The following is a 26,656-nucleotide window of genomic DNA, read 5'->3' on the forward strand; positions in this document are numbered from 1 at the left end:
CTCGTGAAATTGCAGGACTATGTTGACGCTGAGAGGCTCGCGGACGCAATCATGACGACTCTTCACGCACACCCTGCATACTTGACCGTAATTGAGGAACGAGACGGAGTCCCGGTTCAGCGTTACGTGCCTGACATCATCGCCGACATTCCCGTAGAGCGAATCAGTGAGGATGAATTGATGACGCTCAAGGACGATCTGATTCAGCCCTTCCGCTGGGGAGAAGCATTGTGCAGGTTCAGGCTGTTCATCACAGAGGCGGGAAAGTATCTGTTCTTCGACGACCATCACATCATCTGCGACGGTTTCGGCAAGGTAATTTTCTGGCAGGATATGCAGAGAGCCTACGACGGCCAAGAAATAGCACCTGACTCGTGGTTCGCTTACCTTCAGGAACGTGAAGCCGCTAAGTCATCGCCGCATTACGACGCGTCCCGCAAATGGTACGAGGACAATTACGGACATCATGATTTCTGCGGGTATCCTGTTACGGATTTTGACGGACTGGGGGGGGGGCATAACAAGCAAGGGCTTCTGAAAGTCAGCACAGGCCTCAATGATGACAGTTTCGACGCTCTGAGAAGTTATCATCTCACCCGCACAGAGTTCTTCATCGCAATATCACTTCTCGCTACCGCAGAATACAATCTCAATCCTTCCGTACTCATAACATGGTGCAATAAAGGCCGCTGGAAAAAGGAACATCACAGAATCACAGGCATGATGATTCAGGATATGCCCGCATTTCTGAATGTTGAAGGACTCTCGCCGGAGGAGATAGCTTCATCCGTCAGGCAGCAGGTTAAAGGCTGTATGCTTCACCGTGATTACCCTTATGCGTCGCTTGATGAGAGAATGCTTGCGGACGAGAATTTATGCCTCATCTATCAGGGCAGGATATTTACTGACGGGCCGAAGATTCCTCTGTTTGCCGGGCTGCTGGAGATGCAGAACAAGCACGCAGGCTCAGATAACATTCTTAACGTTGAGGTTCTGGAGACTGATGCAGGAATAGATCTGCTGTTCGACTATGCCGTCCACAGGTACAAGCACGAGAGCATAGAGAGATTCGCGGGGCTGTACGTGAGGATTCTTCATGACGCTTTGAGAAGGATGAATGCTGATGCGTAACTCTTTGGGGCAGAGAAAATTCTTGTCCATGCTGGCCGTCTCAAGCACAGAAATGGTGCTCACGATAATTGCGCTTCTTGCTGACACTGTGATTGCGGGACATGCCGCAGGAGAAGCCGGCCTCTCCGCAATGAACATCATGACTCCGTTCGTAAGCGTGATGGCGTTCATCGGCGGGCTGATCTCAATGGGAGTGTCATTCACTTACGGCGAGGCTATGGGCAGAGCGGACAAGAAGCGTGCTGACGGCCTCTTCGGAATGAGCCTGATTCTGGCTGTGGCGTTCGGGCTGGTGATGTTCTTGCTGGTGAGCGTGCTCCGAGATGAGTACTTTGCGTTCATCAAGCCTGATGCTGGCGTGATGGGCTTTGCTGTTGAGTATCTCCGCTTCTTCAGGTTCGTGATGATTATTGACCCGCTCGCTATGCTCTTGGGCGTTATGGTCTACAATGACGGCGACGAGCTAATCTCCAACATCGCTAACCTCACCAACATTGCCGGAAACATCGTGCTGTCGCTGTTCTTCGCATTCACCCTCAAGATGGGAATAGCCGGAATAGCTCTCGGTACTCTCATGAAGGACGTAGTCAGCTTGGCGGTGCTCTCCTGCCACTTCATGCGGAAGACTAACTCGCTTCATCCGCGTCTGCACTTCAGCTTCAGTGATTTATGGGACTTCGTAAAACGGGGCTTCATCGACTCGGGAATGTACCTGATGCTCGGAGTTATGCTGTTCGTGATGAACAAATTTGTTATTGCGCAGTTCGGCGGCGAATATCTGCCCGTCCTGTCAATGGCTGTCAGCTTAATCGAGGTGTCGGTGGTCTTTGACGGCATCGCTCAGGCTATGCTCCCGCTGGTTAGCGTCTATCACGCAGAGGGGAACTCTCCGGCTGTCCGCAAGGTTATCACTCTCGCGGCGAAGGTCTCAGTGATTGAGGGTGTCGCTTTCTCGGCGGTTATGATTGTGTTTGCTGAGTACGTGCCCGCGATGTTCGGGATAGATGAGCCGGAGACGGTGAGGCGTTGCGTGAGTGCTGTGCGTATAATCTCGACAACGCTGGTTGTGTCGTCCCTGCTGTTCCTGTTCGAGACGTACTATATGATTCTCGGCAAGAACGGTCTGGCGGTAATCTCGTCGTGTGCCCGCAACCTGATAGCGATTCTGCTTATCTCAATTCCTCTCGGCATGACGGGAAGCATCAGCGGAGTCTGGTGGGGGTTTGCCCTTGCGCAGCTGTTCACGCTGATTCTGTGCTGTGCCCTCGCTGTCATGAAGTACGGCCGTGAAGCCTTCCCGCTCTACCTTGAGGAGAAGCAGCCCGTTGCGGATTATGACCTTCTACTCTCGCCGGAAGCCTTGATGTCAGTTCGGGACTCTGCTGAAGAGTTCCTGAACGCTCACGGCATCCCGAAGGACACAGTGAATCAGGTGATGCTTATCATCGAGGAAACAGGTATGCTCATCATCGAGCGCAACAAGGGCGATGTCTTGGCCGAATACACTATAGAAGTTGATGAGGATGAACGCGTGAGGATAATCATTCGTGATGACGGAGAAATCTTCGACGTTACGGACGAGGATCTGAACGTAACATCACTGCGGAGCTATGTTGTGTCGCGGCTCATGACGAGGCAGAGACTGCGCAGGAACATCACGACGACGAGCTTCAACCGCAATGTGTTCAACGTTAGGGGCGGGCTTGCAGAAAAATTAATCATGCGCTAGAATTTTAGCCGTTCTTGCGGACGTAGCTCAGTTGGTAGAGCATCAGCTTCCCAAGCTGAGGGTCGCGGGTTCGAATCCCGTCATCCGCTCCATAGTGAGATTAACAGACCCTGCGGAATATCTGCGGGGTCTTTGCTTATACTGAGAGGAGAAATCATCATGAACTACAGGACAGAGCGCGACTCGATGGGAGAAATACAAGTCCCCTCCTATGCTTACTGGGGAGCGCAGACGCAGAGGAGCAGCGAGAATTTCCCGCAGACGGTCGAACACATGCCCGCACAGATTATCCGTGCACTTGCAGTCGTGAAGAAGGCCTCCGCACTCGCGAACTTCAAGGCAGGACGGCTCGATGAACGCCGAAAGGACTTAATCATTACCGTGTGCGATGAGATTCTTGACGGGAAACTTGATGCACATTTCCCCCTTGTCGTGTGGCAGACAGGAAGCGGAACGCAGACCAACATGAATGTTAATGAAGTCATCGCCAACAGGGGCAACGAGTTAGCAGGAGAAAAGCTCCTTCATCCCAACGACCACGTGAACATGTCCCAGAGCTCTAATGACACTTTCCCGACAGCAATGCACGTTTCTGCAGTTCAGGAGGTCAAGAATCACCTTCTGCCCGCGCTCGATGAAGGCATCAAGGTTATGGACAGGCTCATAGCTGAGAACAAAGACATCATCAAAACGGGGCGCACTCACCTGATGGACGCTGTGCCGGTGAAGTTCTCGCAGGAGATTTCCGGCTGGCAGGAGATGCTCAGGCACGACAGCGCGAATCTCGGCCAGGCAGTAACCAGCCTCTACCGTCTTGCTCTCGGAGGAACAGCAGTAGGTACAGGCCTCAATGCTCCTGCAGGTTTTGCGGCGGACTCTGCGCACGAGATTGCTGAACTCACAGGACAGCCCTTCACCACAAGCCCGAACAAGTTTCACGCGCTCTCCAGCATGGGAGCAATGGCGTACGTTCACGGTGCAGTGAAGGCACTTGCGGCTGACTTCATGAAGATTGCCAACGACATACGCTGGCTCGCGTCCGGGCCCCGCTGCGGGCTCGGAGAAATCTTCATCCCCGAGAACGAACCCGGAAGCTCCATAATGCCCGGCAAGGTCAACCCTACGCAGTGTGAGGCTCTGACGATGGCGGCCGTTCAGGTTATGGGCAATGATGCGGCGATAGGTTTTGCGGCTTCGCAGGGCAACTTCCAGCTGAATGTGTTTCTGCCCGTTATCGCGTATAACTTCCTGCAGTCCGTTCACCTTCTTGCTGAGACGTTCACGTTCTTCACGAGGAAGTGCCTTGCAGGAATACGCGCAAACACCGAACGCATGAGCGATAACCTTTCGCGGTCATTGATGCTCGTTACGGCTCTCAACCCGCACATAGGCTACGACAACGCCGCGAAGATCGCGCATTACGCACACGAGCACAGCACGACTCTCAAGGAAGCGGGAATCACTCTCGGGCTTCTGAGTGCTGAGGACTATGACAGGTATATAGTGCCGTCGGATATGGTGTAGGTTTGCGGAAAGTTTGTGCATTGTATATACTAATTCTGCACCACAAATATTTTCAGGAGGCATAAATTACAGATGCGTGTATTGCTCTCATGCATTCACATAATTGTTTCTGTTGTTCTCATCGCTATAGTGCTTCTTCAGCAGAGGAAGCAGGGAGGATTCTCTGGGGTCTTCGGCGGAGGAACTCAGGCGGACACAGGCCAGTGGCAGAGGTTCACGGGGGCGACGAAGCTCACGATAATCCTTGCGACGGTATTCATGATTACCTCATTCTTCCTCGTATTTATGAGCTAAAGGGGAAATAACATTGCTTAACTCACTCAAGGACGTTACAGCACTCAAGGTCAATCCTGCCAGGCTTCACAGCGCAACCCACGACGAAATCAAGGCCGGAGCAACGACAGATATATACTTCATCAACACGCGCGATGTTCTTGCGAGCGTCGGCAAACTTGATACTGAAGTTACGGCGGAAATCTTCACGCGCACAACAGGAATGTTCGCGGGTCTCGAGGAAGTCATGGAGCTTCTGAAAGACGCACCCGTGAAGGTAGAGGCACTCCCTGAAGGCGAATACTTCTCGCCGAAGGAAGTTGTGATGAGGATACGCGGGCCGTATGGGGCATTCGGCTATCACGAGACGAACCTGCTCGGAATACTCTCCAGCTCCTGTGCGTGGGCAACTGCGGCGCGCGAGTGCGTCGAGGCGGCAGGCGGAAAACCCGTGCTGGTGTTCGGCGCGAGGCATCTTCATCCGGCGATTGCTCCCGTGATGGAGTCTGCGGCGGTGAAGTTCGGCGGGTGCACTGCGGCAAGCTGTGTTCTCGGCGCGAAGCTCTGCGGGCGCGAACCTTCCGGCACTGTCCCTCATGCGGCGATCCTCATCATGGGCGACACCCTGAAGCTCGCGGAAGCCTACGATGCCGCGATGCCCCCCGAAGTCGGCAGGACGTTCCTCGTTGACACGTTCCACGACGAGTGCGAGGAAGCGTTGAGGCTGGCTGACGCTATGGGCGACAGGTTAGGTGCTGTACGTCTCGACACTCCGGGAGAACGCGGGGGAGTTACGGCGGAGCTCGTGAAGGAGATGCGTTACCGTCTTGACCACGCAGGACACCCGAACGTCAAGATAGTTGTTTCCGGCGGTCTCAACCCCGAACGCATTAAAACACTCGCGGCGGCCGGAGCTGACATCTTCGGAGTAGGGAGCTACATTGCCCACGCTGTCCCGATGGATATGACGATGGATCTCAAGGAAGTTGCGGGCAAACCCGTCGCAAAGAGAGGCCGTCTTCCCGGTGTACTTGAAAACGCGCGGCTTGTTGCGATAAAATAGCTATCCATGTGAACAAGCCCCCGTTCGCTGATGAATATACACAAAGGAGAATCCAACACACTATGACGGGCAGCAGCTCATACTTGGCCAAGCCCGGCCAAGTCGAACGAAAATGGTACGTTATTGATGCCGCAGACAGGTCGCTCGGTCGTCTTGCGGCGGCGATTTCACGCATACTCACGGGCAAGAACAAGCCCACCTATACTCCGCACGTTGACACGGGAGATTATGTCATCGTCATCAATGCGGCAAAGGTGAAGCTCACCGGCAACAAAGCCTCACAGTCCACGTGGCACTACCACACGGGACACCCGGGCGGCTACCGCGCGACGACTTGGGGAAAGCTCCTCGAGAAGAAGCCTGAAGCACTGTTCCATCACGTCGTGAAGGGAATGCTTCCCAGAAACAGGCTGAAGTACGCATCGAAGCTCAAGGTTTACGCAGGGTCTTCGCATCCGCACGAGGCACAGAACCCCCAGCCGCTGGAGATATAGGAGGAATTGAGAGATGGCAGACGATAAATACATTTGGGGAACAGGCAGGCGCAAGAACGCCGTAGCAAGAGTACGCATCTGCTCGGGCACCGGCGAGGTCAAGGTCAACGGCCGCGCAGTGGAGGAGTACTTTCCGCGCCTTATGTGGCAGTCTCAGGTCTACCAGTCGCTGAAGACCGCAGGCGTTGAAGGACGCGTTGACGTGTTCGTGAATGCTTCGGGCGGCGGACTGACCGGCCAGGCAGGAGCTACGAGAATGGGCATTGCACGCGCGCTCGTGAAGATGAACGCAGACCTTAAGCCCGCGCTGAAGAAGGAAGGGCTGCTCACCAGAGATCCGAGAATGGTTGAGCGCAAGAAGTTCGGCCAGAAGGGCGCAAGAGGAAAGAGGCAGTTCTCAAAGCGTTAGTGAAAACGTTGTCCCCCCGCGTTATTGGGGGGAATTTTTTTGCTCTCCGGCTTCAAGAGGAAGAGCAGTACTCCCTGCAATTGAGTGTGTCCCGTCAGTGAAGACAACATCCGCCAGCATCCCCGTCGGCGCAACAACAGACGAAAGTATCTTCCTCACGTTTCCGTCCGAAAGCTCAAGCAGTCCGTTCTTCAGCTCATGTTCCCTCACGCGCTCAAGGTCTGCGGTGATCTCGCGGTTCTGGTCTTCCAGCTTAACGCTCGTGAAGATTCCTGCGCTCTGGTCGTAGACTTCGAGGCTCTGAAGGTCAGCGTACATGTCGAGAATCTCGCTCTTCGGGAGGGTGATTCTCACTCTGTCGCCGTAACCCTCAGAGACTTTCACCTGAGTCAGGTCGCACCCGCAGACTATCGTGCCGTTGTAGCGGAGCATGAATTTACGTGTTGTGCCGGGAATAGTCCAAGCGAGGCCGGGAATCTTCTTGCTGCTCGAGAAGGTTACTATGGACTGGAAGTCCCGCCGTACCGTAGCGAGCTCGCTGACACTGCGGATGCCCTCAAGTATCGTTGTGCGGACGGACTCGGGTTCTGGCTTCGGCTTCTTCCTGAAAATCAGCATGGTATTTATCGCTACGGAGATTACGAGCGCGAGGATTAGTATTATTGCTGTCAAGGTTACGCCTCCTTTTGGGGATTATAAGGATGATAATATCATGATGGATTGCCATTTTCTAGAAAAATGTTATCATACCACAATATGTACAAAATTACGTTGACAATAAAGGAGTAGTGTGCTATGGTTTTGACCAGACCAGACCAGACCAGACCAGACTGTCTGTTGCTTTCTTCGTGAGTGGCTGAACAGGGAGGCATCGTTTATCTTTTGGATGACGGTGTTGGGTTTTACTGCCGCATGAGTAACTTATCAGATGTTTATGCGTGGTTTATTGGCGGCCGTTACGGAGTTGCTCATACTTGCTAGAGATGTGTCAATCACTTTCTTCACTGTAGTTGTTATCGATTTCCTGCTTTATTGTGTCATAAGACGATTCGTCGCTTTCTTCAGGCTCGCAAAGTTCATCCTGCTTAGCGTAAGTTGTTGCATGTTTGCTTCCGACCTCTTCACTCTCTACAACTTCGGACTGCCGCTAAATACTCTGATGCTGGAAATGATCGTCATGTCTAATCCCACAGAGAGCATTGAGTTTTTGCAGGCCTACCTCTCTGACCCCAATATATGGCTGTTCTTCGGCATAATCGCGATGGTGCTGACAGCCCTGCGTTACGTGTTCGGAGCAATATACAGGCACAAGAAGCTACTGTACGTCTTAGCGTTAATCGGACTAATTCTAGGTATTTTTGCCACAGGAAGAGAGTGCTTGTACGTGTGGTACGAAAAACGTCCGCTGCGAGCTTTTGGGTTGTCGAGGTTATGCTTCATGCTGAACACCGTCCATGAAGGCAACAAGGCCTATCAGAGAATGCTTGCGAGTTCTCCGCAAGATGTACACATCACGAAGAATAACGGCAACATACCTTACGTTGTGTTCATACTGGGCGAGTCCACGTCCAGAAACAGAATGTCGGCGTATGGTTATGAGCTGAGGACTACGCCCTTCCTTGATGAGGCCGTGCGTAACGGCATGGCATATGTTTTCAGCGACGTAATCAGCCCTCACGGAATAACGAGCCTGAGCCTGCAGAAAATGTTCACGTTCTGCAACTACGAAGCTCCTAGAAGATGGTTTGAGTATACGAGTCTCTTCAGAATCATCACTGAGGCGGGTTACCGAACTGCATGGCTATCCAATCAGGAAAGCTCGAGCAGCTGGAAGGTTTCTGGCTTCTACATCAAGGACTGTACTACACATGCATTTACGGATCGCCTCAACGAAAGCCATAAGCGTGGCGCGTTGTATGATGAACGGTTGCTGCCAATTATCGATGATGCTATGCGGTCGGATACAAAGAAAAATTTTTACCTCATCCATCTGTTGGGCACTCATCATCACTATCACAAGAGATATCCCGAAAATTTCGAGACATTCTCTCTTGAGGACGAGGGAGGGTACGATGGAATCTCTGCCCTTCAGAGAAATGTGCGCGCAAAATACGATAATGCGGTTCTATACAATGACTTTGTCGTGAACGAGATAGTCAAGCGTTTTTTGGACAAGGATGCAGTAGTGATTTACGTGTCGGATCACGGCGAAGAAGTCTATGACACGATGAACTATTCAGGTCATAACGAGGGGCTTATTAGTCGCTTCGTGCTGGAAATTCCTATGATAATCTGGCTCTCAGACAGCTTCAGGGAGTCATATCCCGAACTGGTGCAGAGGATAGCGGGCAGTGTTGACAGACCTTACATGACGGATGATATTATTCATACAGTGCTTGATATTATGAGCATCGAGACGGAGGAGTTCGCATCTGCCAGGAGCATAATCAGCCCTGAATTTGATTCTTCACGGCCAAGAGTCTATGCAGGCCAAGTTTACGACAAGGAGACAGGGTTTCATGAACTACGGTAATCCTCTGCAGAGAATCATCAATGCTTCAAGATACTCGCTCGACGGTCTGGCGTACGCTCTGAAACATGAGCAGGCCTTCAGGTACGAGGCTGTAGTGCTTGTGATTGTGTGTACTGTCATGGTGATCGTGGATATTCCCGCACTGCAGGGAGTTATATTTGCTGGAGCATGGCTGGTTGTGATGTGCCTGGAGCTGGTCAACAGTGCTGCAGAGAAAATTTTTGACCTGCTCACCGAAGACTACAGCCCCATCGTGAAGGCCGGAAAAGATATGCTGTCGGCTTCCGTGTTTCTCGGTATATGCTTCAACATAATCTTATGGGTCGTTGCTATAATTAGTCATTCCAATTAACGGAGGGCAACGGCAATAGAACACTCAGAGACTATCACACACCTCAAGACGCTCGGCCTCGACGTAGGCGCAGCTCCTGACGATATACGCGCGGCATTCCGCCGGCTGGCGAAGGAGCTTCATCCCGACGTAACGGGACAGAAGAGCGACTTCCGCTTCAAGCTGGTTACGACGGCCTACAACGCCTTGAAGGGGCTCAGTGCTGAGGACTTGGCCGGACTCGCGGAGAGCAGCCCCGCATACGCACAGATTCGCGAACGCAGGCAGCGTCAGGAGGAAGAGCAGAGGGCAGCAGAGAAGATTGACGCTATCCTCGACAAGTACGAACGCGAGATGAAGGACTACTGCACTTCACGTCCGCCTGATGACCAGCTCGACGTAAAAGCTGCCGTCCTCCGCATGAAGTCCCGCAACCCCAAAGCACTCCGGGCAGTCCTGAAACACTCGATGCACCTCGCCAACAGAGTGGAGTTCCGCAAAGCAGTAACAGAGATTCTCACGAGGCCGGAAGTTGACGAGGAGTGTGCGAAGGTTATCGCCTCGTTCCCGTTCGACGCGATGACGCGGAAGCTGATAGCGCAGGATGTTTCCGGCAACGCAGGGAATCTTCCTGCCGGGTTAATCATCAGCCTTGCGGGCAGCGACACGGATGCGATAGAGAGCTTTCTCCTGCACATAAAGCCGGAAGATTACGCCGCACTTCTCCGACGCTGGCCTTCAGGCAAAGCCATGAACCCCAACATCACACGCAAGCTCCTAGAGGCCGATGACGCAAGAATACTCGTGCCGCTTCTGTCGCTGATAAAGACGAACTTTCCGCAGGCCGCCGTGCATTACAGGAAGAGGCTCGTTGACCTTGAGGCGCATCCTACTGCGGCGGTCAGGGCTTGGGCGAAAAAACTGGTATGATTCACACACAATACTTCTAGGGAGGCGGTCTAAATGACTTGCAGAAAGTTTTATGCGTTCATGTTTGTCTTGTGCCTGCTGTTCCTCTCTCTCTTCACTTCAGGCTGCGGAGGCGGAGGTGGCGGAGGAGATTCTGGACAGGATAATGTTGACCCGGACGTTCCGGCGACAAGCCCCGATGTTCCCGCGCCTTCACCATCACCTACAAGCCCCGACAATCCCTCACCCTCACCATCGCCCTCAAGCTGTACTGTGGACTTCAGCACAAACGGAGGCACTGGGATAAGCAGCATTCTCGTCAGCCGCGACAGCACTATCGAACAGCCCGAAGACCCTACACGTGAAGGCTATATCTTCGTCGGATGGTACAAGGACAACGGGACATTCGCTGAGCCTTTCGCGTTCGGTGAAGGCGGCGACACAGTTACTGAGGATATTACGCTCTATGCGCAGTGGGTTGAAGACAACCCCGCAATGTTCGCCGTTGAAGACGCGCTGGCTTCCTTAACGATAACTTACGCATCCAGCGACAATCCTAGTTACGTTACGCAGGATGTCGGCCTGCCCCCGAGCTCCGAAGGCCTCGCGATAACGTGGACGAGCTCCAATCCCGGCGTAATCTCAACGAGCGGAAACGTGTCCCGTCCTTCAGGGAGCAACGCAGAGGTTACGCTGACGGCCTCAGCAACGAGCGGGGACTTCACGGCGGAGAAGAGCTTTGCGCTGACGGTCATTAAAAAACGAACACGCACGGTTGAGGAGGCAAAAGCTCATGAGCCGGTAACTCCTGAGGACATCGAGCTGCTGAACGAGAGCGACGACAACTTCGAGATAACTTACGGTGATGAGGTTGTGCGGCACATTGACGGGCAGTTCACGGACGTTAAGGTAGAGACGGCTGATGATGCGCTTGACGCACTGCAGAGCGTTCACGAGATTCTGGGCATTGATGACCCGTACACGGAGCTTGAGTTCTTCACGACGGCGCGGGATGAATACGGTGCGCAGTATTCCTTCAGGCAGATGCACTCGTCCGATAATTCCGGCTATGCTGAGACGCTCGAGGTATGGGGACGTACCGTAATGGTCTCGGCTAACGCTTCAGGTGATACGGACTTCCTCAGCTCGTCGTTCATCGAGACAAGCAGGCTCAACGACGTATACACGCAGTACGCTCAGGAATCTGCGGAAAGCGCGGCACTAAGGCATTACGCTGGGGAAACAGGGCTTGAGGTTGTCTCTGCAGACACGAAAAAGATCGTGTACTCGCTCGGAGAGTATGAGCAGGAGCCCGTGATGGCGTTCATCGTCAGAGTTACGGGACAGCTTGGGAGCGGCGAACCTGTTGATGACACCGTGATAGTCAGCGGCCAAGACCTCGCAATAATCCGCGTAATGAGCAATATCCGCACGTGGACAACCACCGACTACGGAACTGACGAGCTCGGCGTGAACCGCAAATTCCCGGTAACGGTCGGCTATATGCTGTTCAGGAAGCATCTCAGGGACAGCGGCTCTCCTGAAGTCAGGATATATTCTGCGGATGCCGATCACCCTGTCAGCACGAGTTACAACGGCAGGTGGAGGGACAGGCATCAGATTTCTGCCTACACGAACATGAGGACTGTGCTCAAGTGGTGGAAGGATACCTTCAACAGAAATTCTCTCAACAACAAGGGAATGACCGTTAAGGTGATAACCCACGACACGAGCATGAATGACAATGCGTGCTGGAGGCCAAGTCTTGAGATGATCAGCATCGGCAACATCAGCGATACTTCACTGTACAACATGACCCGCGCGATAGGCCTCGACACACTGACCCACGAGACCACTCACGCCGTAATGTACTACTCGACCGGCGGCATACCCTACCAGAACGCTACGGGAGCGATTGATGACGGTTACGCGGACATCTTCGGCTGTCTCAGGGACAGGGACTGGCGGCACGGCTGGAGGACTGCGGGCAACACGCAGAATCCCGACGAAGGCATCACGTACTTCATCGACAAGACACAGTGCCTCCGCGACGCAAGAGAAGACGTAACAGTGAACAGCATCTCTAAAGTTGACTGGAACAGCGGGACTCTCGATACGATTGATGACCTCTATAACATGTACAAGACAGTTACGCCCACCCGCACCGGCAACGACTACAACGGCTGCCACTTCTATTGCAGGCTCGTAACTCACGCCGCGTACCTCATGCATCAGGACTACGTCGGCTCAAGAGGCCTCACATGGGAGGAACTCGGCGATCTCTGGTACAAGTCAATGTCTATGGGGCTCGACGCAACTTCCGACTTCCACACAGTCAGGCGCAACGTCCTGCGTGCCGCGAAGCAGTACGGCTTCACTGCTTCTGAGCAGCAGATCATCAAGGACGCTTTCGACAAAGTCGGCGTAACTGTTCCGCAGGGTACGCTGAGGGCTCGTGCAGTTGACGGCTCTACGTACACAGTAATTCCCGGCGCGGTAGTCCAGCTCATCAACGATACAATACCTCACCTTCACGACGGAGCACGCACGGACGCACTCGGCTACGCTTCTGTGTCGTCGGATGCGGGCTCGTACAGAGTACGTGTAACGGCTTCGGGCTATCAGGTAGCGGAGTTCAGGAAGTACCTTGCTGCTGACAAGACGGAGAACGAGACGGTGTATCTGGTGAAGACAGGGACAGCCAGCTTTGACCTCGCAGTCAGAGATTCCGGCGGGAGTGCAGTAAGCGGAGCAACAGTGAACCTCTGCACGGGCTGGTACACTCTGACGGGATTCAGGCGTGCTACTACGGACGCAAACGGCAGGTGCACATTCGAGAACATTCCTGCGGGGTACTACACTCTTCTTGTGAGCAAGACATCAGCGAACTACTCCGAGCACAGGACGAGAGTAACGATAGCACCGGGCGGAAACAGCATGACCAAAACAATCTTCGAGGATTCGGAGCTGTATTACACGGCGTGCCTGTACAAGATGAACAGGTCGTATCTCGACTCTCACCTGAAGGCACACATCTGGGGCGGGGATAATTTCCACCTCAGCGAGGAAAACAAGACGGCATACCTCAGCAACGGACGGCAGGCCGCGCGGTTCTGGTCGTATTCGTCAAAGGACTGGGAGTACATCAAGTTCACGAACTTCTACGGGAGCTCCTTCACGTATTATGTTCACTGGGACAACGCCAATGTCCCGGACTGGAGCAGCAACGTGTACGTGTACCTGTACTACAAGAATAAGTTTCTGCGCACGTACACCCCGCCTTCGAACGGAGGCACAGGCACTTACTGGAAGGTGTTTACCCTCAAGAACGGAACGCGCAACGACGTGAACGAAATCGTGAACGCTGAGCCTGAAGCAGAGTAACCGGCATTACAAGGGCGGGATGGTGAAACAAATTACTGTCCTGCCCGTTTTGCGTTTAGGGCTGTAAAGGCTATAATCACAATATCCGCAAACTTTTATTCAGGAGGATTATTCTTTAATGGCAGACATCAAGGGACTAACCGACTCCGAAGTCCAGGCCAGCCGCGAGCTGCACGGCTCAAACGCTCTCACTGAACTTCCCCGCGAATCTCTCCTCGCGAAATTCCTCGCTTCTCTCTCTGACCCGATGATCATCATCCTGCTCTGCGCTCTGGTGATCCAGCTCGTGCTGTTCTTCTTGGGACGTGCTGAATGGTTCGAGCCATTCGGGATACTCGTTGCCGTGCTGATAGCTTCAGGGGTATCGTCGGTAACCGAGTACCAGCAGGAGCAGAAGGCCTCTCTCCTCAAGGCACAGCAGGAGGCCGGAGAGACCACGAAAGTTATCCGCAACGGCAGCATTCACGAAATCCACGTGAGCGAGGTTGTTGCGGGCGACGTGGTGTTCCTTCAGGCGGGCGACAAGATACCTGCGGACGGGACAATCATTGACGGCAGCGTCAAGGTCGACCAGTCGGCACTTAACGGCGAGACTGAGGAGGCAGAGAAGCTCGTCAACACAGAGAACGCTTCCTTCGACACGCGCGACCTGCTCAACAAGTTCTACGTGTATCGCGGGACTGTCGTTGTGTCGGGCGAAGCGTACATGAAGGTTGACGTTGTCGGCGACAAGACGCTGTTTGGCGAACTTGCGCTCGAGGTTCAGGAGGCCACGAGGAAGACACCCCTTCAGATCAAGCTGGGCAAGCTGGCTCACCAGATCTCGATCTTCGGGTACACCGGCGCAACCGCGATCATCATCGGCATACTGCTGCGCACGCTCATTAGCGGAAACCTTCCGGCAGATGCTTACGCGTGGATAAGGCTCATCGTCGACGCAATCACAGTCGCAGTTACGATTGTTGTGTGTGCTGTGCCCGAAGGACTACCGATGCTCACATCAATGCTGATGTCCTTCCAGTCGATGCAGATGGCCGGAGACAATGTTCTTGTGAGGAAGCTCAACGGTCTCGAGACAGCCGGAAGCCTCAATATACTTTTCAGCGACAAGACGGGGACAATCACCGAAGGCAGGCTGACAGTGGCAGAGATTGCCGCACCAAACGCGAAGGTCTACACGTCGCTTGATTCTCTGCCGAAGACGCTGCTTGATGACCTCATCTCTGGTGCGGGCGTGAACAACAGCGCAAGTGTCGGAGACGGCCAAGTCATCGGCGGCAACAGCACAGACCGCGCACTGATGGGGTTCTTCCTGGCCAAGCCCGAACTCATCAGCAAGATTGAGGAGCGGAAGAAGGATGTATCTGCGTTCGAGGCCTTCAACTCCGACAAGAAGACTTCAACGGTGGAATTTTCCGGCGGCGTGAAGTACATCAAGGGCGCACCCGAGAAAATCATAGCCGAGTGCACAAACATTCCTTCGGTGAAGAAGCTCGACTCGTACATCAACGCTCAGGCAGGACGCGCAATGAGGCTTCTTGCTGTGGCTAAGGACTCCGGCATGGGCATGGAGCTTGTGTGCATTCTCAGCATCAGGGACAACGTCAGGAAGGAAGCAGTTGACGCGATAAAGCAAGTGCGCAAGGCCGGTATTCAGGTAATCATGGTTACGGGAGACCGCAAGGAGACCGCCGCCGCAATAGCCCGCGAGGCCGGATTAATCACGAGCCCGGAAGAAATCGCGATGACCTCCGCAGAGATGGCCGAGAAGACTGACGACGAACTGAAAGCTATTCTCCCTGATTTGAGGGTAATCTCACGCGCGCTGCCTTCCGACAAGAGCAGGCTGGTGAAGATTGCGCAGGAACTTAACCTCGTTGTAGGAATGACCGGCGACGGAGTGAACGACTCGCCCGCCCTGAAGAAGGCAGATGTAGGGTTCGCGATGGGCTCGGGCACGGAAGTCGCGAAGGAAGCAGGAGACATCACGATACTTGATGACAACTTCAAGTCGATTGCGAAGGCGATTCTCTACGGGCGCACGATGTTCAAGAGCATCCGCAAATTCCTCGTGTTCCAGCTCACCGTCAACGTCTCAGCAGTGGCAATCTGCTTCTTGGGGCCTCTGTTCGGCGAGAACGTTATCCTGACGGTCATCCAGCTCCTCCTCATCAATCTTGCGATGGACACGCTGGCAGCAATAGCTTTCGGCTCAGAGCCACCGCGAGAAGTCTACATGAACGAGAAGCCCATTCCGCGCGACGAGAACATCATCACGAAGCCGATGCTGAGCGACATTCTGACGGGAGCGGCGTACATCACGGTTATCTGCCTTGCGGTGCTGTTCGCCAAGCCCGTGCGGGGACTGTTCGCAGGTGCTGATGCAACGTACCTCAAGACCGCACTTTTTGCCGTGTTCATGATGGCTATAACCTTCAACGGCCTGCGTATGGCTTCGTCGCTGAACTGCGTATTGACGATGCTGTTCATCTTCGCGCTTCAGTGGGTGTTCATCGAGTACGGCGGGGAAGTGCTGAGCGTTGAGGCACTGAGCCTTGACTCGTGGCTGAACTGCTTTGTACTGGCGGCGTGTGTTGTGCCGTTCGTGTGGCTGGTGCAGAACTTCATCATCAACGGGAAGCTGTTAGAGCTCATCGAGAAGTGGCAGAAGGCCTAGCTGCTGATAACGGCTGATATTTCGCGGCACTCCTGAAAAAATTTCGGGGGTGCTGTATTTTTTCGGTTGAGTATAATTAACGATACACATTCTATTGTTCACGGAAGGAGATTTTTGCTTGCCGAAATACATATGCATTCACGGACACTTTTACCAGCCTCCGCGAGAGAACCCGTGGCTCGAGGCCGTAGAGGTTCAGGAGTCCGCCGCCCCGTTCCACGACTGGAACGCCCGCATATCGTCCGAGTGTTACAGCCGCAACGCAGCATCCCGCATACTCGACGAGAAAGGCGACATCCGCCGCATCTGCAACAATTACGCCCGCATGAGCTTCAACATCGGCCCGACGCTGTTGGCGTGGCTTGAGGACAACGACCCGCTGTGCTACGAGGCGATTCTTGAGGCGGACAAGATAGGCCGTAAAAGATTCTCAGGGCACGGTCCGGCGATGGCTCAGGTCTACAATCACATAATAATGCCCCTCGCGAACCGCCGCGACAAAGAAACCCAAGTCCGCTGGGGAATAGCAGACTTCCGGAGCAGGTTCGGACGGATGCCGGAAGGTATGTGGCTTGCTGAATGTGCAGTCGACACCGAGACCCTCGAAGTCTTGGCCGAGAACGGAATACTCTTCACGGTGCTTTCTCCGTACCAGGCACAGTCAGTGCGCGTTCAGGGCTGGGGAGACTGGGAAGATGTTACCGGCGGGCGCGTGGACTCGCGGTGCGCATACGTCTGCAACCTTCCTTCTGGACGGAGCATCAACCTCTTCTTCTACGACGGCCCCCTGTCCCAGCGTATAGCCTTCGCCGGACTCCTGAACGACGGCGGAAACTTTGCCCGCGAACTCATAGAGGCCGCACCGAATCCCGGACATCCCGTGCTTACCCACGTAGCAACCGACGGAGAATCGTACGGGCATCACCACAAACATGGTGATATGGCGTTGGCGTACTGCCTCGAGACGATTGACCAGAGCGCGGATGCACAGCTGACGGTTTACGGCGAGTTTCTCTCGTTCTACCCGCCGGATCGCGAGGCCAGAATTATCGAGAACTCTTCATGGAGCTGCGCGCACGGAGTAGAACGCTGGAGGAGCGACTGTTTCTGCGGGGACGGAACTCCGGGCTACCACCACAAGTGGAGAAGACCTCTCAGGGTTGCGCTTAACGATTTGCGCGACAAACTGATAGAGATTTACGAGAAGAACAGCATGTTTATCGATGCATGGGCGGCACGGGACAGGTACATTGACGTTATCCTCGACAGGAGTGAAGAGAGCGTAAATATCTTCCTGCGCAACAACGTAGCCCGCGAACTTACCCATGACGAGCGCGTCAGGGCATTACAGCTCCTCGAGATGCAGAGGAACTCCCTGCTGATGTTCACGTCGTGCGGGTGGTTCTTCGACGAGATTTCGCGGATTGAGCCGGTGCAGATTATGCGTTACGCGGCACGGGCAATACAGATTGTGCAGATGCTTACAGGCGAAGACCTTGAACCCGCCTTCCTGAAACTCCTGGCCGAAGCACCCAGCAATGTCCCCGAACTTCAGGACGGCGCGAAAATCTACGAGCTCCGCGCGAAGCAGGGCATCACCGACCGAAAGCAGATGGCGGCGTACTACGGCATAACGACATTACTGCGGGACTTCAAGCCCGAGTTCTCGGAAGGATGCTGGGACATGAAGGGAAGCGTCCTCAAGCTCGAGATCGGCGACGGAAAATCTTTCTCCGCCGGAAAAGTTCACGTGCACTCAAACATTACGGACATTGAGGGAGATTACATGTTCGCCGTCAAGCACAACGGAGGCACGTCAATAGCCTGCGGCATCTCTGAGGCAGAGAACCTCGACGCTCTGACCATTGAGCAGGTCAAGGAACTGCAGGCCGTCTTCTACAACGAGGACAGCGCGAACCTCCTCTATGACGAGTTCGGCTATGACCAGTACACGCTGAACAACATACCTTCAAATTCGCGTTACAGGCTGATTAACGAGCTGTTACAGCAGGACGTTCAGAACATGGAGAACAGAGTCAGGGACATCGTCAAGAATTACGATCAGCTTATGGAGTACCTTACGCTTCTGGGTTCGAGGCCTCCCGCAATAATCACGATGGCGGCAGAATTTACCCTCACGAGCGACATAATCCAGAAACTTGCGAGTCCTTTGCCGGAAGTGTCGAGCATCCGCAGGGACTTCGAGTTTGCGGGCTTCTGGCAGGTCAGGCCTTACGAGGAGCAGATACGTTACGCCTTCGCGGAATGCATGGGTCGTATCCTTGCCGGAATGTGCATGAGCGGGCTTGATGTGGATATTCTGGAAAACTTGAACGGGCTGATAAAATTATTCACCGAGAAATTCGAGTGGCACTTGACGCTTGATGATGTTCAGAATCTGTATTACGAGCTGCTGAAGAAATACGGCGTGTTTGTTCTCGGAGAGTCTGAGCGCGTTCGGGACGGGCTTTATGAACTTGGCCGGGCACTGAGATTTTCCGACGAACTCATCAATGAGTTTATGCCAATGAAATTATGAGGTGATGATAATGTTCTGGTTCAACCGCCTTAAGGAGTACGTTACGAAGCTAGTTAAGCCGTCAATGTACATAAGCGGGATGGATTACGTGTTCAAGCTGTGGCAGGAGTCGGACGCAAAGGAGCGCGGAATACTTCTGCTGACGTTCTCGCCGATGTTCCTGAGCATGGGAGGCTTCGTCTTCACGATAATATACTTCGTGCTGTTCGTTCTGCCGTCGTACCTGTTCAGCGTATTGGGCTGGGGAGTATTGACCGCTCTTTTCGGTGCAGGGGGCAAGTACTGCTTCAAGTACTTCACGGGCAAGGAGCTCAAAGGCGCAAAAGACTCTAACGTTATCGACGTGTCATTCACTGATGCGGACGATGAGGAGGAAGAGGACGAGCCTGAGGAAGAGCCTGAAGCATCCGCCGAGCCCAAGAAGAGGACTTCACGGAAGAAGTCAGATGCACAGTGATAGCAGCAAGCTGGTGAGGTTCAGCGTAACAGTTCCTGAGGGACTGCTTGAGGAGTTCGAGGGGAGCTATTACGCTGAGAACCTGCCCAACCGTTCGGAGGCTATCCGTAGCCTTATGCGGGGGTGGATTTCCTCCGGGCGGTGGCGGTGTTCTGAAGGCGAGGTGTGCGCGACAATCACAATCGTGTATGATCATCATCTGCCCGAACTTACCCGCCAGCTCACAGCCGCACAGCATGACTTCGGCCAAGTGATAATCTGTTCGACGCACGTGCACCTAAATCACTCGTCGTGCCTTGAGTGCATAATCACGAAGGGAGAGACAAAAGAAATTCAGGCTCTAATTGATGCATTGAAGAAGGTACGGGGCATCAAGAGCCTGAACGTCAACGTTACAGCGGAGATTTAGCGCGCTACATGCTCTCCTTCAGAATCTCTATGACTTCCTCGCGGGTCAGCTTCCTGTAGCCTCCGTCAAGAATGAATGTCCCGTCAGCTATTCCGTCGTACATTTCCGGCGTAACTCCGAGTTCCTTAAGGCTGAGGACGACTCCGATTTCGCGCATCCAGCCTTCAAGAGCCTTCAAGCCTTCATCCGCCAGCTGTGCTTCAGACTTCCCGTCGGGGTTGACTCCCCAGACGTTCACGGCAAAACGTGCGAACTTCGCGAGACCGTCATTCATTATGTGCCTGTAGTACGCGAGGGAGACGGCGGAGAGTGTCATTCCGTGCGTTGCGTTTGTGTAAGCTCCTACGGACTGCCCTATCATGTGAACCATCCAGTCCTGCGTCTTGGCCCGGCCGATTAACGTATTCAGTGCCCATGTTGCCGTCCACATGATGTTGCTGCGAGCCTCGTAGTCTTTGGGATTCTTCACGGCGATGCGCGAACTGTGGACGAGGGACTTCATGAGGCCTTCAGCGAGGTAGTCGCTGGTGTTGTCGTCAGTGCCGGAGAAATACTGCTCCATTATGTGGCTCATGATGTCGAAGAAGCCAGCGACCATCTGATACTGAGGAATCGTGAACGTATATTCCGGGTTGAGCACCGAGAATTTCGGGAAGACTTCCGGGCCGAAAACGTGTCCTATCTTGAGCTTCTGCGCATGGTTGGTGATGACGCTCCCGCCGTTCATCTCGCTTCCTGTCCCGACCATCGTTAAGACGCACCCGACAGGAATAATCTTGCACTCGGGCTCTTCCATCTTCAGGAAGTATTTTTCCCACGCGTCGCCGTCGTAGTATGCCGACACTGATACCGCCTTGCTGTAATCGCACACGCTTCCGCCTCCGACAGCAAGAATCAGGTCTATGCTGTTCTCGCGCGCGAGCTTTGCGCCCTCAATGAGCTTCTCGACTGTGGGATTGGACATTACGCCGGGAAGGTCGACGATGTTTTTGCCGCTGGCTTTCAGGATTGCGACTATCTCGTCGTAGAGGCCGCTCTTCTTCACCGAGCCTCCGCCGTAAGTCAGCAATACGTTCGGGCCGTAGTTCTTGAGTTCCTGCGCAAGGTAACCCAGTGCGTTTTTCCCGAAGTATAAGCGCGTCGGGTTTGAGTACATGAAATCGCCTAACATGAATTGTCCTCCTATATTATTATGGATACGCTCAATGATACACACTTAACCGCGCTTCAGGTCAACACAATCCGTCTGCGCTGGTGAATGAAGTAATACCCCGTCATAATGACCGCACACAAAATCCATCCCGCAGGATACCCGAACCCCACAACATAGACATTATCAGGTACGAGCCGCGTAATCACGAACAGGTATATCTGTCGGAAGAATACATGAGTGCACAGAGTGATAATCATCGGCATTCTGGATTCTCCGTCCCCGCGAAGGTAGCCCGCAAGCAGCTGGTTGAAGCAGGTTACTACGGCTATTGGGGTGCACATCCTGATGAACATTGCACCGTAAGCTATGACTCCTGCATCAGGACTGAACAGCCGCGACAGTTCCGGCGCAAACACGCAGAGCATCAGAGCAACGAGCGACGAAATCCCCAGCATCATCCGCAGTGCTGACCACGTTCCGGCCTTAGCGCGGTCATTGTGTCCTGCCCCGAGATTCTGCCCGGTGAAGACCGTAACCGCCTGCCCCATGCTCTGAATCGGAATCATCATGTACTGGTCAAGTTTCATGTATACTCCCCAGCCAGCGATTACCGCCGTCCCGAAAACATTAATGTACCCCTGCACGAAGACATTGGAGAACGCCACAACTGCCATCTGAATCCCGAACGGCAGCCCTATCCTCAAAATATCCCCCGAGAGTTTGCGGTTCATTCAGAGAGTCCCGAAAGCTCCCGTAGAGACAGCTACAGCCCTCATCACCAGCACCGCGCTCAAAGCCTGCGCAAGCACCGTAGCCCACGCAACTCCTGCGATTCCCCAGCCGAACGCAACAACGAACACAACATCAAGCACGATGTTCAGGACTGAGCAGAAGACGAGGAAGTACAGAGGACGCTTCGTGTCGCCCATTGCGCGGAGGACTGCGCCGCCGACGTTGTAGAAGAGAAGGCCGGAAATTCCGCCGAAGTAGATTTTCAGGTACAAATCAGCTTCTGCGAACACGTCTTCAGGGGCTGAAGTTATGCGCAGAAGCCACGATGACAGCCCCACGCCCATAACCGTGAGCACTACACAGCCCAACGCCGTAAGCAGTATCGTCGTGCTGACTGCTTCGCGGAGCTTGTCCCTGTCTCCTGCCCCGAACGAACGGCTTATCACAACCCCCGCCCCTGTCGCAGTGCCGTTGAAGAACCTCACCAGCATTCCGACAATGTGAGTCGTGGCACTTACTGCGGCGAGCGCGGAAAGTCCGACGTACTGGCCGACTACTACACTGTCCGCAGTGTTGTAGAGGAGCTGTAACGTGTTCTCGAGGAGCAGGGGAAGCGTGAAGGCCAGAAGGACAGGCCAGATTCTGCCTCTGGTCATGTCGAGCTCGTGATGTCTCATCGGTGAAGCCTCTTCGCGATGGCGGTTAATGTCCTGCGTGAGTTCTCGATAAAGAACTTATCACGTAAAATCAGCAGCAGCGTGAAATATATTGCCGCACCTGCAGGAATTATCGTGAAGGTGTTTGCGACGGATGGAGTCATGTTCCTGCCAATGAACAGCACGGCGGCAAGCATAATCACTCCTGCAATGCAGTTCTTCACGCCGAGAGAGAGAATCTTCCTGTAGTCGAGCTCCTTGCGCAGAATGTAGAGCTGGCTGGCGGCTATTGATGCCTCCGCAACGACAGAAGCTACCGCCGCACCGTATGACTGGAACTTAGGGATAAAGGTTATGTTCAGGCAGAAGTTCACGGCCGCTCCGATTACGATTGTGAGGGTGTAGAGGTTGTGCCGGCGCGTGGGGACTAAGTACTGTCCTCCTGTTATGCTCCCGAGACTGATCGCCAGAACGAGGAAGCTGGTTATCTTCATCAGCCCCGCAACCTTCATGTAGCCCGGCCCAAAGAACCAAGGGACGAAGTTGTCCGCTATCCCTATCAGACCCAGACACACAGGCACTCCCAGAAACCAAACGAACCTGTAGCTCTGGTACGTGTACTCCTTTATCTTCTCCATGTCGTTCTGTGCGAACAAGTGCCCTATTCTCGGAATCATCACGCCGGACTGCGATACTATTATTGCCAGCACTATGCGGGAAATCCTTATGCTGAACTCGTAGTAGCCGTTCTCCGCAGCTATGCCGGTGAAGAGGCCTATCATGATCTTGTCTAGAACGGTATACACTTCGGCGGCGATGCTCGGCAGGAACAGAAGCCAGATCGTCCCGAAGTCGTGATAAGGCCGCAGCCTTCGGAGCTTTGGCCTGTTGATGTATTTCGGGAGCATTAACCACATGGCAAAGTTGCCCGCCATCCCAAAGAATACCTGGCTGCCCATGTACAGGTGAAGGTCTGACCTGTGCCTCACAAAGGTTATTATGAATATCACGTTGCTGATTCTCACGATGAGATTTTTCAGCACCATCTCCCTGAACTCCTCGAGCCCCTCGTACAGCCATCCCACCTCAAGGAACACGTTGATGATGTTCATTGCGGCGATGAGGTACAGATGGCGGTTGTCCTTGACGTACGTGAATGTCATCACAAGGAATGCCGCCATGCTGAGCACTGCATTAATCAGCGCAAGAGTCTTGAGATTCCAGAAAATCCAGCTGCGTCTGGTTATGTCATCTTGGTTGTAAGATATTTCCCGCTTCCCGTAACCGTAAATTCCCATCCCCGCAAACAGCAGGAAGTTCTGCGCCACAGACAAAATGAAGCTCGCTGTCCCTACACCGTCGGCCTTCAGGACTCGCGACAAATACGGTGTCGTGATGAATGGTGTGAATATTATCAGCAGGTTGTACGATGCGTTGTATATGTAGTTTCTCCGTAAGCTCTTGGCCATACTCTAACGTTTTTCCCCCGTCATCTCTCGAGATTAATAGCTTGATATTTTACCCTCTTTCGCATAGAATTACCGGCGATAATTAATCAGATTTGGTTAAAGGAGTGAAATTGACATGGACGCAAATAAACTTACACGCAAAAGCCAGGAGGCACTAGCACAGGCTCAGGTTATAGCCAGCGATTACAGCCACCAGAGCGTGGACGCAGAGCACCTGCTCTCGGCAATGCTGAAGGACTCCGGCGGGCTGATAGTTCAGCTGCTGAAGAGGATGGGCGTTGATGTTCCGGCGTTTGACCGCGCGATTACGGACGAGCTGTCGAAACTGCCGAGAGTTACCGGGCCGGGCGCGGAACAGGGAATGGTGCGCATAACCCAGAGGCTGGAGCGCATACTCAACCGCGCAGGTGAACGTGCACAGGCACTTAAGGACGAATATATTTCCGTTGAGCACATATTCTTAGCGATGCTCGAGGAAGGCAGGAACAAGGCCTTTGCGGCTTTCGGCATAACAGAGGAGAGATTCCTTCAGACGCTGAACGAAGTCAGAGGCTCGCAGAGAGTCCAGAGCGCAGACCCCGAAGCAACGTATGAAGCTCTCGAGAAGTACGGCAGAGACCTCGTGCAGGCGGCGCAGAACGGCAAACTTGACCCCGTTATCGGCAGGGACGAAGAGATACGGCGCGTTGTGCGCATCCTCAGCCGAAAGACGAAGAACAACCCCGTACTTATCGGAGACCCGGGAGTCGGCAAAACCGCAATAGTTGAGGGTCTTGCACAGAGGATTGTGCGCGGGGACGTTCCCGAAGGACTCAAAGACAGGACAGTTTTTGCGCTGGATATGGGCTCGCTGATTGCGGGTGCGAAGTTCAGGGGAGAATTTGAGGAACGCTTAAAGGCTGTGCTTAACGAGGTGAAGAACAGCGACGGCAGAATAATACTCTTCATCGACGAACTTCACACGATTGTCGGGGCAGGTGCGGCGGAAGGAGCAGTAGATGCCGGAAACATGCTGAAGCCTATGCTTGCGCGCGGAGAGCTTCACTGCATCGGAGCAACGACGGTTGACGAATACCGCAAATACATCGAGAAGGACGCGGCACTAGCACGGAGATTCCAGCCCGTTGACGTTGAACAGCCCAGCGTAGAGGACACAATCTCGATACTTAGGGGAATCCGCGAGAAACTGCAGGTGCATCACGGCGTAGTAATCAGGGACAACGCGCTTGTTGCCGCCGCAGTTCTGTCGGACAGGTACATAACCAACCGCTTCCTTCCCGACAAAGCTATAGACCTCGTTGACGAGGCTTGCGCGATGATCAGGACGGAGATTGACTCACAGCCCGCAGAACTCGACGCGGCTTCACGCAGGGTAATGCAGCTGGAGATTGAGGAGACAGCCCTGAAGCGCGAAGAGGACGACGCGAGCAGGGAACGCCTTAAGGCACTGCAGAAGGAGTTAGCGGAAGCACGGAACGAGGCGGACACCCTCAGAGCACAGTACGAGACCGAGAAGAAGGCCATTGCGGGAATAAGAGACCTGCGCAAACAGATTGAGGAGGTCAAAGCGGAAATTGAGAGGGCAAAGCGTGATTACGACCTCGAGAAGGCAGCAGAGCTCGAGTACGGGAAACTCCGCGACCTCGAGACAGTTCTTGCCGCAAGAGAGACCATCAAGCAGGAGACGTTAGAGGGCATCGACGAGAAGAAGCTGTTACGTGAAGAGGTTACCGACGACGAGATAGCCGGTATCGTGAGCCGCTGGACAGGAATACCTGTTAGCCGACTGCTTGAAGGAGAACGTGAAAAGCTCCTGAAGCTCGACGAGATTCTTCACCGCCGCGTTGTCGGACAGGATGAGGCCGTGCAGTTGGTGGCTGATGCAGTCCTCCGGGCACGGAGCGGCATAAAGGATCCCGGTCGGCCTATAGGTTCGTTCATCTTTCTCGGCCCGACCGGCGTGGGCAAAACGGAGCTGGCCAAGACACTGGCTGAAGCACTGTTCGACACAGAAGACAACATGATTCGCATCGACATGAGCGAGTACATAGAGAAGCATTCGGTCTCGCGATTAGTCGGAGCACCTCCCGGATACATTGGCTATGACGAAGGCGGACAGCTCACGGAGGCAGTCAGACGCAGGCCGTACAGCGTGATTCTGTTCGACGAAATCGAGAAGGCGCACCCGGACGTGTTCAACATTCTGCTTCAGGTTCTGGACGACGGAAGGATAACGGACTCGCAGGGGCATGTTGTGGACTTCAAGAACACAGTAATCATAATGACGAGCAACATCGGCTCACAGAACCTCCTTGAAGGCAACGTAGGCGGGACTATTTCCATCTCTGCGCGCGAGGAGGTCATGCAGTTATTGCGGGAACACTTCAAGCCCGAGTTCCTGAACAGGATAGATGACATAGTTTTCTTCAAGCCGCTGAGCATCGACGAGGTGAAGTCAATCGTGAAGATTCTTCTTGCGCGTCTGTCGAAGAGGCTCGAGGACAGGCAGATAGAGCTGAACTTCTCCGACGAGGCAATATCCTTCATCGCGGAGGCCGGGTATGACCCGGTGTACGGTGCGCGCCCGCTGAAACGGTACATCACGCAGAACGTCGAGACACGGCTGGCGAGGGCGATGATTGCCGGAGGTGTCCACGAGAAGAGCACGGTGAACGTGAACGTGAAGAACGGAATGCTGGCGTTCAGCTTCGTGTAGAGAGCGCGGATGACGAAGATGGGGCTTCCTGAATGCCGGGAGCCTCATTTTTTGTGTATACTATCCGG

Annotated in this window: 21 protein-coding genes and 1 tRNA gene; 17 read left to right on the forward strand and 5 right to left on the reverse strand. The window is 53.9% G+C overall.

Going from position 1 to position 26,656, the window contains the following annotated elements:
* The 8 genes from IJT02_07330 to rpsI all read left to right on the forward strand — a co-directional run.
* The coding region (locus IJT02_07330) for a hypothetical protein (protein ID MBQ7544740.1) at positions 1-1,131 on the forward strand (1,131 nt) is incomplete at its 5' end.
* On the forward strand, positions 1,124-2,860 hold the full coding sequence (locus tag IJT02_07335) for an ATP-binding protein (protein MBQ7544741.1): 1,737 nt from the start codon (positions 1,124-1,126) through the stop codon (positions 2,858-2,860). The genes IJT02_07330 and IJT02_07335, both read left to right, overlap by 8 nt.
* Before the next feature lie 16 nt (positions 2,861-2,876).
* Positions 2,877-2,952, forward strand: a tRNA-Gly gene (locus tag IJT02_07340).
* Between the two features lie 67 nt (positions 2,953-3,019).
* A complete protein-coding gene (gene fumC, locus IJT02_07345; protein ID MBQ7544742.1) occupies positions 3,020-4,384 on the forward strand; it encodes a class II fumarate hydratase in 1,365 nt (454 codons plus the stop codon).
* A gap of 72 nt (positions 4,385-4,456) precedes the next feature.
* Positions 4,457-4,678 carry a preprotein translocase subunit SecG gene (gene secG, locus IJT02_07350; GenBank protein ID MBQ7544743.1) on the forward strand — a complete coding sequence of 74 codons (222 nt, stop codon included), beginning with the start codon at positions 4,457-4,459 and terminating at the stop codon, positions 4,676-4,678.
* A gap of 7 nt (positions 4,679-4,685) precedes the next feature.
* A complete protein-coding gene (locus tag IJT02_07355) occupies positions 4,686-5,720 on the forward strand; it encodes a nicotinate phosphoribosyltransferase (protein ID MBQ7544744.1) in 1,035 nt (344 codons plus the stop codon).
* 62 nt (positions 5,721-5,782) lie between these two features.
* Positions 5,783-6,214: a 50S ribosomal protein L13 gene (rplM, locus tag IJT02_07360; GenBank protein MBQ7544745.1), complete on the forward strand. Its 432-nt coding sequence runs from the start codon at positions 5,783-5,785 to the stop codon at positions 6,212-6,214.
* Positions 6,215-6,227: 13 nt separating this feature from the next.
* A complete protein-coding gene (gene rpsI / locus IJT02_07365; GenBank protein ID MBQ7544746.1) occupies positions 6,228-6,623 on the forward strand; it encodes a 30S ribosomal protein S9 in 396 nt (131 codons plus the stop codon).
* Between the two features lie 21 nt (positions 6,624-6,644).
* On the opposite strand, the gene IJT02_07370 is transcribed toward rpsI, so the two are convergent.
* Positions 6,645-7,295: a DUF4230 domain-containing protein gene (locus IJT02_07370; protein MBQ7544747.1), complete on the reverse strand. Its 651-nt coding sequence runs from the start codon at positions 7,293-7,295 to the stop codon at positions 6,645-6,647.
* A 430-nt stretch (positions 7,296-7,725) separates the two neighbouring features.
* Between IJT02_07370 and IJT02_07375 the strand changes: the two genes are divergently transcribed.
* From IJT02_07375 to nikR, 8 genes are all read left to right on the forward strand, one after another.
* Positions 7,726-9,156 (forward strand): phosphoethanolamine transferase, encoded by a 1,431-nt coding sequence (locus IJT02_07375; protein ID MBQ7544748.1) that lies wholly within the window; start codon positions 7,726-7,728, stop codon positions 9,154-9,156.
* Positions 9,143-9,508, forward strand: coding sequence for a diacylglycerol kinase (locus tag IJT02_07380; protein MBQ7544749.1), 366 nt, complete (start codon positions 9,143-9,145; stop codon positions 9,506-9,508). The genes IJT02_07375 and IJT02_07380 overlap by 14 nt, the downstream gene beginning before the upstream one ends.
* A gap of 15 nt (positions 9,509-9,523) precedes the next feature.
* Positions 9,524-10,417 (forward strand): DnaJ domain-containing protein, encoded by an 894-nt coding sequence (locus IJT02_07385; GenBank protein MBQ7544750.1) that lies wholly within the window; start codon positions 9,524-9,526, stop codon positions 10,415-10,417.
* A 33-nt stretch (positions 10,418-10,450) separates the two neighbouring features.
* Complete coding sequence (locus IJT02_07390) at positions 10,451-13,780, forward strand: M4 family metallopeptidase (protein MBQ7544751.1); 3,330 nt, start codon at positions 10,451-10,453, stop codon at positions 13,778-13,780.
* A gap of 118 nt (positions 13,781-13,898) precedes the next feature.
* A complete protein-coding gene (locus tag IJT02_07395) occupies positions 13,899-16,457 on the forward strand; it encodes a calcium-translocating P-type ATPase, PMCA-type (GenBank protein ID MBQ7544752.1) in 2,559 nt (852 codons plus the stop codon).
* A gap of 118 nt (positions 16,458-16,575) precedes the next feature.
* A complete protein-coding gene (locus IJT02_07400) occupies positions 16,576-18,996 on the forward strand; it encodes a DUF3536 domain-containing protein (GenBank protein MBQ7544753.1) in 2,421 nt (806 codons plus the stop codon).
* A 10-nt stretch (positions 18,997-19,006) separates the two neighbouring features.
* The gene (locus IJT02_07405; protein ID MBQ7544754.1) at positions 19,007-19,453 is read left to right on the forward strand and encodes a hypothetical protein; all 447 of its coding nucleotides are present in this window, start codon (positions 19,007-19,009) and stop codon (positions 19,451-19,453) included.
* Positions 19,443-19,862, forward strand: coding sequence for a nickel-responsive transcriptional regulator NikR (gene nikR / locus IJT02_07410; protein ID MBQ7544755.1), 420 nt, complete (start codon positions 19,443-19,445; stop codon positions 19,860-19,862). Before IJT02_07405 ends, nikR begins: the two co-directional genes overlap by 11 nt.
* Positions 19,863-19,866: 4 nt before the next feature.
* Here nikR and IJT02_07415 read toward each other — a convergent pair whose 3' ends face one another.
* The 4 genes from IJT02_07415 to IJT02_07430 are packed head-to-tail and all read right to left on the reverse strand — an operon-like array spanning position 19,867 to position 23,872.
* Positions 19,867-21,033, reverse strand: coding sequence for an iron-containing alcohol dehydrogenase (locus IJT02_07415; protein MBQ7544756.1), 1,167 nt, complete (start codon positions 21,031-21,033; stop codon positions 19,867-19,869).
* 56 nt (positions 21,034-21,089) lie between these two features.
* Positions 21,090-21,746 carry a hypothetical protein gene (locus IJT02_07420; GenBank protein ID MBQ7544757.1) on the reverse strand — a complete coding sequence of 219 codons (657 nt, stop codon included), beginning with the start codon at positions 21,744-21,746 and terminating at the stop codon, positions 21,090-21,092.
* Positions 21,747-22,424 carry a polysaccharide biosynthesis C-terminal domain-containing protein gene (locus IJT02_07425; GenBank protein ID MBQ7544758.1) on the reverse strand — a complete coding sequence of 226 codons (678 nt, stop codon included), beginning with the start codon at positions 22,422-22,424 and terminating at the stop codon, positions 21,747-21,749. It lies immediately after the preceding gene.
* Positions 22,421-23,872: a polysaccharide biosynthesis protein gene (locus IJT02_07430; GenBank protein ID MBQ7544759.1), complete on the reverse strand. Its 1,452-nt coding sequence runs from the start codon at positions 23,870-23,872 to the stop codon at positions 22,421-22,423. The genes IJT02_07425 and IJT02_07430 overlap by 4 nt, the downstream gene beginning before the upstream one ends.
* 115 nt (positions 23,873-23,987) lie before the next feature.
* On the opposite strand from IJT02_07430, the gene clpB reads away from it, so the two are divergent.
* On the forward strand, positions 23,988-26,588 hold the full coding sequence (gene clpB, locus IJT02_07435) for an ATP-dependent chaperone ClpB (GenBank protein ID MBQ7544760.1): 2,601 nt from the start codon (positions 23,988-23,990) through the stop codon (positions 26,586-26,588).
* The last annotated feature ends 68 nt before the right edge of the window (positions 26,589-26,656 follow it).

It is taken from the genome of Synergistaceae bacterium (genome assembly GCA_017450125.1).
GTDB lineage: Bacteria > Synergistota > Synergistia > Synergistales > Aminobacteriaceae > JAFUXM01.

Coding starts and splice junctions, on each gene's coding strand:
- IJT02_07335 (MBQ7544741.1), top strand. CDS start 1,124: ATGCGTAACTCTTTGGGGCAGAGAAAATTCTTGTCCATGCTGGCCGTC.
- fumC (MBQ7544742.1), top strand. CDS start 3,020: ATGAACTACAGGACAGAGCGCGACTCGATGGGAGAAATACAAGTCCCC.
- secG (MBQ7544743.1), top strand. CDS start 4,457: ATGCGTGTATTGCTCTCATGCATTCACATAATTGTTTCTGTTGTTCTC.
- rplM (MBQ7544745.1), top strand. CDS start 5,783: ATGACGGGCAGCAGCTCATACTTGGCCAAGCCCGGCCAAGTCGAACGA.
- rpsI (MBQ7544746.1), top strand. CDS start 6,228: ATGGCAGACGATAAATACATTTGGGGAACAGGCAGGCGCAAGAACGCC.
- IJT02_07375 (MBQ7544748.1), top strand. CDS start 7,726: ATGTTTGCTTCCGACCTCTTCACTCTCTACAACTTCGGACTGCCGCTA.
- IJT02_07380 (MBQ7544749.1), top strand. CDS start 9,143: ATGAACTACGGTAATCCTCTGCAGAGAATCATCAATGCTTCAAGATAC.
- IJT02_07390 (MBQ7544751.1), top strand. CDS start 10,451: ATGACTTGCAGAAAGTTTTATGCGTTCATGTTTGTCTTGTGCCTGCTG.
- IJT02_07395 (MBQ7544752.1), top strand. CDS start 13,899: ATGGCAGACATCAAGGGACTAACCGACTCCGAAGTCCAGGCCAGCCGC.
- IJT02_07405 (MBQ7544754.1), top strand. CDS start 19,007: ATGTTCTGGTTCAACCGCCTTAAGGAGTACGTTACGAAGCTAGTTAAG.
- nikR (MBQ7544755.1), top strand. CDS start 19,443: ATGCACAGTGATAGCAGCAAGCTGGTGAGGTTCAGCGTAACAGTTCCT.
- IJT02_07415 (MBQ7544756.1), bottom strand. CDS start 21,033: ATGTTAGGCGATTTCATGTACTCAAACCCGACGCGCTTATACTTCGGG.
- IJT02_07420 (MBQ7544757.1), bottom strand. CDS start 21,746: ATGAACCGCAAACTCTCGGGGGATATTTTGAGGATAGGGCTGCCGTTC.
- IJT02_07425 (MBQ7544758.1), bottom strand. CDS start 22,424: ATGAGACATCACGAGCTCGACATGACCAGAGGCAGAATCTGGCCTGTC.
- IJT02_07430 (MBQ7544759.1), bottom strand. CDS start 23,872: ATGGCCAAGAGCTTACGGAGAAACTACATATACAACGCATCGTACAAC.
- clpB (MBQ7544760.1), top strand. CDS start 23,988: ATGGACGCAAATAAACTTACACGCAAAAGCCAGGAGGCACTAGCACAG.